The sequence below is a fragment of the Rhodoferax sp. GW821-FHT02C08 genome (assembly GCF_059421805.1).
In genome coordinates this window covers 59,731-73,299 of the sequence record NZ_JBWKVR010000023.1, presented here as the reverse complement: position 1 = coordinate 73,299, position 13,569 = coordinate 59,731, and the positions used below count along the sequence as shown (strand labels likewise).

9 protein-coding genes are annotated in these 13,569 nt (G+C 59.5%); all 9 read left to right on the top strand.

Going from position 1 to position 13,569, the window contains the following annotated elements; genetic code table 11:
* The first annotated feature begins 283 nt into the window (after nt 1-283).
* Nucleotides 284-970 carry a hypothetical protein gene (locus tag AC07VY_RS22030; RefSeq protein WP_495099318.1) on the top strand — a complete coding sequence of 229 codons (687 nt, stop codon included), beginning with the start codon at nt 284-286 and terminating at the stop codon, nt 968-970.
* 149 nt (nt 971-1,119) lie between these two features.
* A complete protein-coding gene (locus AC07VY_RS22025) occupies nt 1,120-2,130 on the top strand; it encodes an iron ABC transporter substrate-binding protein (protein WP_495099317.1) in 1,011 nt (336 codons plus the stop codon).
* A gap of 78 nt (nt 2,131-2,208) precedes the next feature.
* Entirely contained in the window at nt 2,209-3,732 is a 1,524-nt protein-coding gene (locus AC07VY_RS22020) for an ABC transporter permease (RefSeq protein ID WP_495099316.1), read from the top strand.
* A complete protein-coding gene (locus tag AC07VY_RS22015; RefSeq protein ID WP_495099315.1) occupies nt 3,729-4,808 on the top strand; it encodes an ABC transporter ATP-binding protein in 1,080 nt (359 codons plus the stop codon). Before AC07VY_RS22020 ends, AC07VY_RS22015 begins: the two co-directional genes overlap by 4 nt.
* A gap of 487 nt (nt 4,809-5,295) precedes the next feature.
* Nucleotides 5,296-6,939, top strand: a complete 1,644-nt coding sequence (locus AC07VY_RS22010; RefSeq protein WP_495099314.1) for a class I SAM-dependent DNA methyltransferase — start codon at nt 5,296-5,298, stop codon at nt 6,937-6,939.
* Complete coding sequence (locus tag AC07VY_RS22005) at nt 6,929-8,071, top strand: PDDEXK nuclease domain-containing protein (protein WP_495099313.1); 1,143 nt, start codon at nt 6,929-6,931, stop codon at nt 8,069-8,071. Before AC07VY_RS22010 ends, AC07VY_RS22005 begins: the two co-directional genes overlap by 11 nt.
* A gap of 28 nt (nt 8,072-8,099) precedes the next feature.
* Nucleotides 8,100-9,227 (top strand): restriction endonuclease subunit S, encoded by a 1,128-nt coding sequence (locus tag AC07VY_RS22000; RefSeq protein ID WP_495099312.1) that lies wholly within the window; start codon nt 8,100-8,102, stop codon nt 9,225-9,227.
* Complete coding sequence (locus AC07VY_RS21995) at nt 9,224-10,354, top strand: SIR2 family NAD-dependent protein deacylase (RefSeq protein ID WP_495099311.1); 1,131 nt, start codon at nt 9,224-9,226, stop codon at nt 10,352-10,354. Before AC07VY_RS22000 ends, AC07VY_RS21995 begins: the two co-directional genes overlap by 4 nt.
* A 12-nt stretch (nt 10,355-10,366) precedes the next feature.
* Nucleotides 10,367-13,507, top strand: coding sequence for a type I restriction endonuclease subunit R (locus AC07VY_RS21990; RefSeq protein WP_495099310.1), 3,141 nt, complete (start codon nt 10,367-10,369; stop codon nt 13,505-13,507).
* Nucleotides 13,508-13,569: the final 62 nt, after the last annotated feature.

The window sequence follows — 13,569 nt, the reverse complement described above, 5'->3', positions numbered from 1 at the left end:
CACACAACTGGATGAAACACCAGTATGGCGCATCTGAACCAAAATTCAAGTCTGTCTGAGGCAGGTAGCTAATCAGGAAAAACGGGGTTCCGTGCTCTATTTACGTACGCTTGGCGCTACTTATTTTGTAGTGTTTCCGGCGTAACCCGGTAGGCCCGCAGCATAAATATCGGGTGCTGGCGGTTTTCCCTAAAATCAAATGTATCAATACCTTACACAATCGAACATGGGGCAGACAATATTTACTTTGCGGTGAGAAAGCAAAGTAGTGCAAAGGCCGGATATGCGCATAAATTTCACAATAAAAGCACTGTTGACGCTGATGGGTATGGGCCTGGGGCCTATGGTTTTTGCCGCAACACAGGCCGGTTCTGCAGGCATGTCGGCTGGAAGCCCGGCGACTGCGGCGGCCTTGGATCTTCCGGTTGGCAACGATGCAGCCTCCGCCGAGACAGCGCGCAAATCTCCGGTCACCAAGACCGACGAAGCCCCTTCGGCAGCCCGTGCAGCCCCTGAAGCACCAGCCGCCGTGACGAACGCGAATGTCTCCATTGGCAAGCCTGCCAATGACGAGTCGATTAGCGCCGCTTACAAAGACCTGGTGAAGGCGACCGGCGCCCAGGATACCTACCAGAACCTGAGTGCCGACTTGAGCATGGAAAAAGCCCGCCAGGTGCTGGATGCGGGCAGCGAGGACGAAATCGATGCCGCGCGCAGGGCCCGTGCGAACAACGATGCATCTGCCGGCATGCGTACCGCTGGCCCGGCGCGCACAGAAGAGCAAATGCGCCAGGACGAGGCCCGTGCGTCCTTGTTGGCCGCGCAACTGTTGGACGAGGTGGCGCCCTGGGTGGGTGGTGCCGTGGTCCTGTATCTCTGCATAAAGATCGCGCGCTATTTTTTGCTGCGTAGCCGGGCGAAATCGTCTCGGCGGCGCAGGCACCGCCGCTCCATGGTCCGTTCCCGCTGAGTTCTCTACCTGCCCGTGTGGCTTTGTACCGTCGGCCGCATACAGGCAAGAGTACAATTCAGATGCAATTAATTCGTATTTGCATTTTTGTGGAGCGGGCATAGGGTCTGCACCCTTGGAATGCAGCTCCTACCCTCACCATTCTTTTCATGAAAATTTCCATTCCGTTTTTGGCACGCGCTGCGGCACTGGCAGTGGGTGTATTGGCGACGTCCGTGTGGGCGCAGGCGTCTGATCCGCTGGTGGTGTACAACGCCCAGCACGTCAGCCTGACCCAGGCCTGGGCCGATGGTTTCACCAAGGAAACCGGCATCAAGGTGATTTTGCGTAATGGTGGCGACAGTGAATTGGGCAACCAACTGGTGCAAGAGGGCGCGGCCTCCAATGCCGACGTGTTCCTGACCGAAAACTCCCCCGCCATGGCCCTGGTGGATGCCGCTGGCTTGTTCGCGCCGCTGGACCCGGCCACCCTGGCCCAGGTGCCTGCCAGCTTCCGTCCTGAGCACGGCCGCTGGATTGGCGTTGCAGCCCGCACCACGGTGTTTGTTTACAACAAGAAAAAATTCACCCCTGAACAGTTGCCCAAGTCCATGATGGACCTGGCCAACCCTAGCTGGAAAGGCCGTTGGGCCGCATCGCCTGCGGGCGCAGACTTCCAGGCCATCGTCAGCGCCATGCTGGAACTCAAGGGTGAGCCCGCGACGGCCGCCTGGTTGAAGGCGATGAAGGAAAACGCCACGCCATACAAGGGCAATAGCGTTGTCCTGAAGGCCGTGAATGCAGGTCAGATCGATGGCGGCATCATCTACCATTACTACCGTTTCGGCGACCAGGCCAAGACCGGTGAAAACAGCAACAACACCGCGCTGTACTACTTCCGCAACGAAGATCCGGGTGCTTTTGTCAGCATCTCTGGTGGTGGTGTGTTGGCTAACAGCAAGCGCCAAGCCCAGGCCCAGGCCTTCGTTAAATGGGTGACGGGCAAGGGCGGCCAGGAAATTCTGCGTACCGGTGACTCGTATGAGTATGCCGTGGGTTTCGGTGCCCCATCCAATTCCAAACTGGTGCCTCTGGCAGAGTTACAGGCACCTAAAGTCGAGCCTTCCAAACTGAATAGCAAAAAAGTGTCGGACCTGATGACCCAGGCGGGCTTGCTATAAAACTTAGTGTCCGTAGTACCTTCGGTTCTTCCTAGCGCGCCTGCCATGCCAGGCGCGCTGCCGCATTTCTTGCGCCGTATGCGGCGCTTTTCTGCGTCCTGGGTGGGTGTAGCGGCGGTTTTGGTGTCTTTGTTTGCGCTGTTGCCGCTGGGCTTTGTGGTCTGGGTGGCCTGGAACACGGGATGGGAGCTTGCTGCTCCGCTGGTGTTCCGCCCGCGCGTTGGTGAACTCTTGGTCAACACCGCCTGGCTGGTGGCCTGCACCGTTCCCCTGTGTGCGATCTTGTCCTTGGCGCTGGCCTGGCTGACCGAGCGCAGTGACCTGCCCGGCGCCCGCACCTGGGCCTGGCTGGCGGTGGCACCCCTGGTGGTGCCGGCTTTTGTCCATAGCTATGCCTGGATCACCGTGGCGCCCGGCCTGCATGGCCTGGCCGGCGGCATGCTGGTGTCCATCCTGGCATATTTCCCGTTCATGTACCTGCCCCTGTCGGCAGCGCTGCGCCGTCTGGACCCGGGCATGGAAGACGCAGCTGCATCGCTGGGCCTGGGGCCCTGGGCGGTGTTTTTCCGCGTGGTGCTGCCGCAGCTGCGCCTGGCCCTGTGTGGCGGTGGCCTGCTGGTGGGCCTGCATCTGTTGGCCGAATACGGCTTGTTCGTGATGATCCGGTTTGACACTTTCACCACCGCCATCGTGGACCAGTTCCAGTCCACCTACAACGGTCCCGCCGCGAATATGCTGGCCGGCGTGCTGGTGGTGTGCTGCTTCGCCCTGCTGGCGCTGGAGTCCGGCCTGCGCGGCAACGAGCGCTATGCCCGCGTGGGCACGGGTGCGGCCCGCATGCCCATGCGCGCCCGCCTTGGCCGCTACACCGTGCTGGCCTGGCTGCTGCCGGCCGTGACGGCCTTGCTGTCTCTGGGCGTGCCGCTGTTTACTCTCGGGCGTTGGCTGATTGCCGGTGGTGCGGCCGTTTGGCACTGGGATGTGATGGCCTCGGCCCTCGGCCAAACCTTGGCCCTGGCGGTGGCGGGCGGCATTTTGACCACGCTGGTGTCCGTGCCCATGGCCTGGTTGTCCATCCGCGCGCCGGGTCGTCTGCAGCGGCTTACCGAGGCTTGCAATTACTTGGTCGGCTCCTTGCCTGGCGTGGTGGTGGCCCTGGCTTTGGTCACCGTGACCGTGCGCGTGGCGTTGCCGATTTACCAAACCGTGTTCACCGTGCTGATGGCCTATGCGCTGATGTTTTTGCCGCGTGCCCTGGTCAGCCTGCGTGCGGGCATTGCCCAGGCGCCGGTCGAGCTGGAATACGCGGCGCGCAGCCTGGGCCGCTCGCCCGCGCAGGCACTGTGGTCCGTAACCCTGCGCCTGGCCGCGCCGGGTGCTGCGGCCGGCATGGCCATGGTGTCCCTGGGCATCACCAATGAGTTGACGGCCACCTTGCTGCTGGCGCCTAGCGGCACGCAAACCCTGGCAACGGCCTTCTGGGCTTTCAGCAGCGAAATCGACTACGCCGCAGCCGCGCCTTATGCGCTGACCATGGTGCTGCTGTCCATGCCTATGACCTGGCTTTTGTATGTGCAATCGAAACGGACCGCCGGAAGATGAGTTTTCTTGAATTGAATGCGGTGCGTAAAAGCTATGGCCCGGTGGTAGCACTGGACGGCGTGGACCTGCATGTGCCTGCCGGTAGCCGAACCGCCATCGTCGGGCCTTCCGGCTCAGGTAAAACCACGCTGCTGCGCCTGATCGCCGGCTTTGAAGCGCCTGACGCCGGCCGCATCAGCCTGGGGCGCCAGCAACTGGCCCAGGGCCTGCAATCCGTGCCGGCCCACAAGCGCGGCATCGGCTTTGTGCCGCAGGAAGGGGCTTTGTTTCCTCACCTCAGCGTGGCCGACAACATTGGTTTCGGCCTGGCCCGCAACGCGTCCGACCGCAGCCAGCGCATCACCGAGCTGATGCAGATGGTGACCCTGGACCCGGTCATGCTGTCACGCCGCCCGCACGAGCTGTCGGGCGGACAGCAGCAGCGCGTGGCTCTGGCCCGCGCCCTGGCCTTGCGACCACGCCTGATGCTGCTGGACGAGCCGTTTTCGGCGCTGGACACCGGTTTACGTGCCAGTACCCGCAAGGCCGTGGCCCAACTGCTGGGCGCGGCCGGTATCACCACCATTCTGGTCACGCACGACCAGGCCGAGGCCTTGTCGTTCGCCGACCAAGTTGCTGTGATGCGCGGCGGCAAGCTGGTCCAGGTTGGCGCACCCAATGCGCTGTATCTGCGCCCGGTAGACGCCGCCACGGCCCAGTTTCTGGGTGAAACCATTGTTCTGCCGGCCCAGTTGGCGCAGGGCTGGGCGACCTGCGCGCTGGGCGTGATCCCTGTGCACGACAGTGAACGCACCGGTTCGGCGCAGATCATGTTGCGTCCTGAGCAACTGCAGCTGACCCCGGTTCCGGCGGAACAGCTGGACCCAGACGCTGAAGCCTGCTGCGGCGTGGTGGAGGACATTGACTTCGGCGGCGCCCTGTGCGGGCTCACCGTGCGTCTGCTGGGCGAGGCGCAGGCGGGTACCGAGCCGCTGCTGGTGCGTAGCCCGGCCATCCACATTCCACCGCTGGGTTCTACCGTGCAAATTACCGTGATGGGCCAGGCCCACGTTTTTGCCAACTCCGTCACGGTATAAAAAACTTGTAAAAACTTTGTCAACCGATGCTTGGGACTGCTCGTTGTAGGTGCACAAGGAGTTTCCCATGACATCGATAGCCCACCCCACTGAATACAACTGGCCCTCTGACGACCGCGATCGTCGCCGGATGCCCGCACGTTAAAGTGCCTGCGACCCACCCCCCGGTGCCACGCCGGGCGAGCAGTGGGTTTGTAACAAAATCGGCAGCGCAAGCTGCCGTTTCCTATTGTAGGTAAAAATGGCTGCCAGCGCAGGTACTACCTGCGGTAGCAGCTGCATATTCCATAGCAGAACCGGGCTTGATTCAGCCTGTTGCATATCAAAAAAATGGCACCCCAGGGTGCCATTTTTTATGGATCCAATCAGTTGCTAGCCTATTGCTCTTCTTGCCTGTTTGGAGTGAGGCTTCCAAACCTGACTCTATAGAATGCCTCGGAAGGGAGTGCCCACCCAGGGCCCAGGGACTTGCCGTGCGCATTCATATATGAACAACGAAGAACAACAATTTCTCAACAATCTCGACAAACAGCTGTGGGATGCAGCAGACCGCTTGCGCTCGGCGGTCAATCCCAGCGAATACATGCACGTCGTCTTGGGACTTGTGTTCCTGAAGTACATCTCCGATGCCTTCAAGGAGCGCCGCTTGGAACTGGAAGCCGCCTTCAAAGACCCCGCCAACGACTACTACCTGGGTGAGGATGCGGGCGAAATGATCGCCCAAGAGCTGGAGGCGCGCGACTACTACACCGAAACCAACGTCTTTTGGGTGCCGGCCCTGGCTCGCTGGGACTTCTTGAAAGACAGCGCCAAGCTCGCCATCGACACTGTGCTCACCGTCAAAAACGGCAAGACCTTTGACTACAAGTTCAAAGGCATAGGCCGCCTGCTGGACGACGCGTTGGAAGCGGTAGAAAAAGACAACCCCAAGCTCAAAGGCGTGCTCGACAAAAGCTACGCTCGCTGGCGCGTGGACGAAGCCTTGCCCGGCCTGATTGACGAGTTCTCCAAAATTCCCTTCAACCACGGCGCGCTCAAGGCCAAAGACATCCTGGGCCACATCTACGAATACTTTTTGGGCGAGTTCTCCATCGCCGCAGGCAAGCGCGGCGGCGAGTTCTACACCCCCAAGAGCATCGTCAGCCTGATTGTGGAAATGTTGGAGCCCTTTGAAGGCCGGGTGTATGACCCCTGCTGCGGCTCGGGTGGTTTCTTTGTGCAGAGCGAGCGCTTTGTCTTGGAGCACGGCGGCAAGATCGGCCAGCTCAGCATTTACGGCCAAGAGTTCAACCCCACCACCTGGCGGCTGGCCAGCATGAACATGGCCATCCGCGGTCTGGACTACGACTTTGGCAAAGAGCCCGCCAGCACCTACACCCGCCCCCAGCACCCCGACCTGCGCGCCGACTTCATCATGGCCAACCCTCCCTTCAACATGAAGGCTTGGAAAGAGGGCGTGCGCGACGACGACCCCCGCTGGAAATACGGTGTGCCACCCGACGGCAACGCCAACTTTGCGTGGATGCAGCACATGATCCACCACCTGGCACCCCACGGCAGCATGGCCCTGCTGCTGGCCAATGGGTCCATGAGCAGTAACACCAACAACGAAGGCGAAATCCGCAAAGCCCTGATTGAGGCCGACCTGGTGGAGTGCATGGTGGCCTTGCCCGGCCAGCTGTTTACCAACACGCAGATTCCCGCCTGCATTTGGTTCCTCACCCGCAGCAAGGCCGAGCGCGCTAAAAAAGGCATCAGCCGCCAGCGCCATGGCGAGGTGCTGTTCATAGACGCACGCCAGCTCGGCTACATGAAAGACCGCGTGCTGCGCGACTTCAAGCCCGAAGACACTGCCAAGGTGGCCAACACCTTCCACGCCTGGCAGCGCGGCACCATGTATGCGGACGAAGCAGGCTTTTGCAAAGCCGTGAAGCTGGAAGACATCCGCAAGGCCGACTATGTGCTCACCCCAGGCCGCTACGTGGGGGCCGCCGCGCAAGAGGCCGATTCCGAGCCGTTTGAAGAAAAAATGACCCGCCTGACCGCGGCTTTGGGCGAGCAATTCAAAGAGAGCGCAAGGCTGGAGGCCGAAATTCGCAAGAACCTGGCGGGGCTGGGCTATGGCATCTAAACCCAAGAAGCCCGCCCCGATCAAGGCCATTGCTGATCAAGCCCCGCGCGCCCAACGCGGCCGAACCGACCGCAGCGCCATGTTTCCGGTGGCAGCGCAAGCCAGTGACATGCCGGCAGACTACGCCGCTTGGCTGGCTGAGATCAAAGGCCGCATCCACGGAGAGCGCTTGCGTTTGGTGCTGGCCAGCAACAGCGTCATGGTTATGCTGTATTGGGACATTGGCCAGCGCATCCTGCACAAGCAGGCAGAGCAGGGCTACGGCACCAAGGTGGTGGACCGGCTGGCGGCTGACCTGCGCGATGCCTTTCCTGACATGAAGGGCTTTTCGCCGCGCAACCTCAAATACATGCGCGCCTTTGCTGCGGCTTGGCCGGATCGGGAGCTTGTGCAGCAGACTGCTGCACAAGTGCCTTGGTTTCACAACTGCCTGCTGCTGGATCGCGTCTCAGACCCTGCCACCCGCCAGTGGTACATCCAAACTGCCCGGCGCGAAGGCTGGTCACGCAACATACTGGGAATCCAAATTCAGGGCCAAGCCCATCTGCGCCACGGTAAGGCGCAAACCAACTTCCCCGCCACGCTGCCCACCGCCGAGTCCGATATGGCGGTGCAAATCTTCAAAGACCCCTACCTGTTTGACTTTTTGGGCACCGATGCCCCGCGCCGCGAAGCCGAGCTGGAGCGCGGACTGGTAGCCCACATCCAGAAATTTTTGCTGGAGCTGGGCCAGGGCTTCGCCTTTGTGGGCCGCCAGGTGCATCTGGAAATTGGCGACGAAGACTTTTACCTGGACCTGCTTTTCTACCACCTCAAGCTGCGCCGCTATGTGGTCATTGAGCTCAAGGCCCGCAAGTTTGAAGCAGGCGACGGTGCCCAGCTGGGCATGTACATGACCGCCGTAGACCGCCTGCTGGCCCACCCTGATGACAAGCCCACCTTGGGCCTTCTGTTGGTGCGCGAGAAAAACCGCGTGTTGGTGGAATATGCCTTGGCGGGCAGCACCCAGCCCATCAGCGTGGCCGAGTGGGAAACCCAACTCACCAGAGCGTTGCCGCAGGAGTTGGAAGGCAGCTTGCCGACCATTGAGCAGATTGAGGCGGAGTTGAGTGGGGATTTGGGGGATGAGTAATTGGCAAACGATGCGGCTCGGTGACGCTATGGAATTGAAGCGTGGGTTTGACTTGCCACAACAACGGCGCGTGGTTGGAAAAATCCCGATCGTTTCCTCTTCAGGGATCAGTGGATTGCACGACGAAGCAAAAGTAATCGGCCCTGGCGTAGTCACGGGTCGATATGGAACTATTGGACAAGTTTTCTATGTTCAAACCGACTACTGGCCGCTTAACACCACGCTTTATGTTGCGGACTTCAAAGGTAACGAGCCGAAATTCCTTCGCTATCTTCTTCAAACCGTTAACTTTCAAGCCTATTCAGACAAAGGCGCTGTTCCCGGCATAAATCGAAATCATTTACACGAAGCGTTGGTCAAAGTTCCTTCAATGGAAGTGCAAAGGACCATCGCCCACATCCTCGGCACCCTCGACGACAAAATTGAACTCAACCGCCGCATGCACGAAACGCTGGAAGCTATGGCCCGCGCCATCTTCCAGTCTTGGTTCGTCGATTTCGACCCCGTGCGCGCCAAGGCCAGTGGCGAGAGCGCGGATTCCATCTGCCAACGCCTGGGCCTCACCTCCGAACTCCTCGCGCTGTTCCCCGACAGCTTCGAGGACTCGGAGCTTGGGGAGATTCCGACGGGGTGGCTACCCACACGATTGGATGACGTTCTGGAGTTGGCCTACGGCAAAGCGCTCAAGGCAACAGATCGCATTGACGGAGAGATTCCTGTCTATGGCTCTGGCGGAGTGACTGGTTATCACAACGAGTCGCTGATTGATGGGCCTGCGATTATTGTTGGACGCAAGGGAACGGTTGGTAGCTTGTATTGGGAAGACCGTTCTTCATACCCGATTGACACGGTTTTCTACGTCAAGCCCAAATTGGAATTGACGTATTGCTTCTATCTGTTGCGGACGCTGGCTTTGGAAACGATGAATACCGATGCCGCTGTACCAGGGCTCAATCGCAACAACGTCTATCGGTTGCAGACATCACTGCCAGATGAAAAATTGCGTGCAGCGTTCAATAGATTGGCGATGGTAGTTCGCAGTCAGATGCGTGCAATCACAGAGGAGCTGAAAACTCTTTCGGAGGTTCGCGACACATTGCTGCCCAAGCTGCTATCGGGTTCGCTAGTTGTTTCGGCGCGGGAGAACCGATCATGAATCATTCGAAGCAGGAAGAATCCCTACTTGGGCATGCCATTGACTTATTGACGGCCCAATATGATCAAAACAAGGATTTCAATGGGTTCCTAGATGCCGGGGACCCAATAGCTATCGATCAATCTGTTTACAAAGTAAGCAACGTCTTGTTTTGGGTTGACCCTGAAGGATATGAAGATAAAAAGGCAGCTTGGCAGAACGATAGCAACGAAGTTAAGCATGAAAAAGCGCTTGACCTGATTCGAACCAATGGACTTACCGGCGTGTTCGAAGATTTGCTTCAGGCGGTAGAGCGAGTGCGTGTGGTCCCTTTCATTGGCGCGGGGCTTTCGAAGCCACTCGGCATGCCTTTGTGGGGTGAGGCGTTGATTTTGCTGCTGAGTCGTTTGCCCGGCGCGGATGGGCCAGTCATCCGAGGTCTTATTGATAGTGGTCGTTTTCTCGAAGCGGCACAGCAGTTGGCTGCCCATGACCGAGTGCAAACATCAAACTTCATTCGCACCACATATCGCGCGCAGCAACTGAGGCTCAAAGCTGGGCCCTTACAGCATTTGCCGCGTTTCGCCAAGGGCTGCATAGTCACCACGAACTTTGACGATGCCATTGAGAAGACCTACGAAGGGTTCATTCATCAAGGGAAAAGCCTCGACTTCAAGGCCTACATGCACGGTACACAGGAGAACAACTTTTTCTCTCGGCTGGTGCGTGGTGATCGATGCATATTGAAGTTGCATGGTGACGCAGAAACCGAAGCGACGCACATCTTGACTGCCGAGCAGTACGAACAAGCGTACGGCCACCCATTTGACTTCCAGAAGCCGCTACCTAAGGCCTTACGTCAGATCTATGTTTCCCAATCCTTGCTTTTTCTCGGGTGCGGACTAGATCAGGACTGGACAATGGACTTATTTCAAGCAGCTAAGGACGGCGATGGTTACCAAGTACCAATGCATTACGCAATTGTTGAGGCGCCAGTCGACGTGCAAGCGAAGCAGTACAAAGAGACCCGTCTACTGGCACTGAATATCCAACCGATCTGGTACCCGAACGGACAGCATTCTTTTGTGGACCGCCTTGTCGATCTGCTTGCCGACGTAGCCGAAAAGCGCTTCGTCTTCAAGGGCTGAGGAGTAAACGCAATGGTGGAATCTGACCTCGAACAACTCGCCCTCACCTGGTTCCAAGACACCGGCTGGGACTACCGCGCAGGCCCCGACATTGCCCCTGACAGCGACAGCCCCCAGCGCAGCGACTACCGCCAGGTGCTGCTGCAAGGCGAGCTGCGCGAGGCACTGGCGCGGCTGAACCCGCAAATACCTGCCGCTGTGCTGGACGACGTGGCGCACCAATTGGGCAAGCCAGACCACCCGTCGCTCATCCAAAGCAACCGCGCCTTCCACGAGGCACTGGTGGGTGGCGTGCCGGTGGAGGTAGAAATCAACGGCGAGCGCCGGGGTGACCGTGTGGTGCTGGTGGACTTTGACACGCCCGAGCGCAACCGCTTTTTGGTGGTCAACCAGTTCACCGTGCAGGGAAGCAAGCAGCCGCGCAGGCCAGACCTGGTGTGCTTTATCAACGGCTTGCCGATTGCGGTGATAGAGCTGAAGAACCTGGTTGCGGAGCAGGTGGGCATCAAAGGCGCCTTCCACCAGTTGCAGACCTACAAAGACGAGCTGGCTGACCTGTTTGTTTATAACGAAGCGCTGGTAGCGTCTGACGGTTTGCATGCCCGTATAGGCTCGCTCACCGCCAGCTTTGAGCGCTTTTTGCCCTGGCGCACGATCAAGAACGAGAACGACCGCCCGTTGCTGGAGTACGAGCTAGAGAAAGTGGTGCGCGGCTTTTTTGCGCCAGCGCTGCTGCTGGACTATCTGCGCTACTTTGTGCTGTTTGAAATGGCCGATGGCCAGGTGGTGAAAAAGATTGCGGCCTACCACCAGTTCCACGCCGTGCGTGCGGCGGTGAAGGCGGCGGTGATTGCCGCCACACAGCCTGCTGCCAATACGGTGCAAGAGCAGTGGGCTACGTATGCAGAGCGGGTGAAGCCCGGCTCGCGCATGGGCGGCATTGTGTGGCACACGCAGGGCTCGGGCAAGAGCATTTCCATGGTGTGCTTTGCCGCCAAGCTGATGCAGCAGCCCGAGATGCACAACCCCACGCTGGTGGTGGTGACGGACCGCAATGACCTGGACGGCCAGCTCTTTCAAACCTTTGTAGGCGCACGCAGCCTGCTGCGCGAACAGCCGCAGCAAGCAGGCAGCCGGGACGAGCTGCGCGCCCTGCTGGCCGGACGGCCTTCGGGCGGCATCATCTTCACCACGGTGCAGAAGTTCACGCCCGGTGATGGTGAAGAGGTGTTCCCCCTGCTGAGCGACCGCAGCAACATTGTGGTGATGGCCGACGAGGCGCACCGCTCGCAATACGGCTTTCGCGCCGTGCTGGACAAGAAGAGTGGCAAATACAAATACGGCTTTGCCAAGCACCTGCGCGATGGTTTGAAGAACGCCACCTTTGTGGGCTTTACTGGCACGCCGATTGAGGCAGGCGACCACGATACCCGCGCTGTGTTTGGCGAGTACGTCAGCATTTATGACATTCAAGACGCGGTGGACGACGGCGCCACTGTACCCATCTTTTACGAAAGCCGCCTGGCCAAGCTGAACCTGAACCAGGTAGAAATGGAGGCGCTGAACGCCGAGGTGGAAGAAGTCTTTGAAGACGAAGAAGACTCCGCGTTGAAAGAGGCCGAGAAAACCCGCTGGGCAGCCCTGGAAAAGCTGGTGGGCACCAAGGAGCGGGTGGACCTGGTGGCGGCAGACATCGTGCAGCACTTCGAGGCGCGCAACAGCGCGGTGGCTGGCAAGGGCATGGTGGTGGCCATGAGCCGCGAGATTTGTGCACGGCTCTATGCGGCCATCATCAAACTGCGGCCTGACTGGCACAGCGACGACCCAGCTTTTGGCGCAATCAAGGTGGTGATGACGGGCTCTGCCGCAGACCCTGCGGTGCTGCAACCGCACATCTACAACAACCAGACCAAGAAGCTGTTGGAGCGTCGCTTCAAGGACGTAGCCGACCCGCTCAAGCTGGTGATCGTGCGCGACATGTGGCTTACAGGCTTTGATGTGCCGTGCCTGCACACCATGTACATCGACAAGCCCATGCGTGACCACAACCTGATGCAGGCCATTGCCCGGGTGAACCGCGTGTTCCGCGACAAAGAAGGCGGCTTGGTGGTGGACTACATCGGCATTGCCGCTGAACTGCGCAGCGCGCTGCGCACCTACACCGAGAGCAAGGGCAAAGGCCAGCCCACGCTGGACGCCGCCGAGGCGCTGGCCAAGCTGCAAGAGCTGATGGAGGTGGCGCGCCAACAACTGCATGGCTTCGACTTCAGCGCCTACCGTACGCAAGCCACGGCGCTGCTGTTGACAGCGGCCAACCATGTGCTGGGGTTGGAAGATGGCAAAAAGCGCTGGGCCGATGTGGTGCTGGGCATTACCAAGGCGTTTTCGCTCTGTGGCACGCTGGACGACGCGGCGCTGCTGCGGGAAGAGATTGCGTTTTTTCAGGCTATCAAGGCGGTAATTGCCAAGGCCACCACGTCGGACGCCAAGCTGTCAGAAGAGGGCCGCAACGCGGTGCTCAAGCAGATTCTGGACAACGCGGTGGTGGCCGAGGGGGTGGAAGACATCTTCAAGCTCGCCGGGCTGGAGCGGCCCAACATTGGCATCTTGTCGGATGCATTTTTGGAAGAAGTGCGCCAGCTGCCGCAGCGCAACTTTGCAGTGGAGCTGCTGCAAAAGCTGCTCAACGACCAGGTGAAGTCGCGCATGCGGACCAACGTGGTGCTGGAGCGCAAGTTCAGTGATCGGCTGCAAGCTGCGCTGAACCGCTACCTGAGCCGTGCGGTAGAGAGCGCGCAGGTGATCGAAGAGCTGATTGCTATGGCCAAGGAGTTCCGCGAGGCAGCGTTGCGTGGCGACAAACTGGGCTTGAACACGGCGGAGCTGGCCTTTTACGACGCGCTGACGGACAACGAGAGCGCGGTGCGTGAGCTGGGCGACGAGGCGCTAAAAAAGATTGCGGTGGAGATCACTGAAAAGCTACGCAACAGCACCTCGGTAGATTGGCAAAAACGCGAGAGTGTGCGCGCGCGTTTGCGCAACCTGGTGCGCATCACCCTGCGCCGCTACAAGTACCCGCCCGATAGGCAGGAAGAGGCGATTCGACTGGTGCTGGAGCAGGCCGAGCGGCTGTCAGATGCGTGGAGCAAGTGAAACCAATGCTGAGTGCTAAATTGGCCTCTGGCGCACATAAGATATGCGCGAGTAGCTACTAA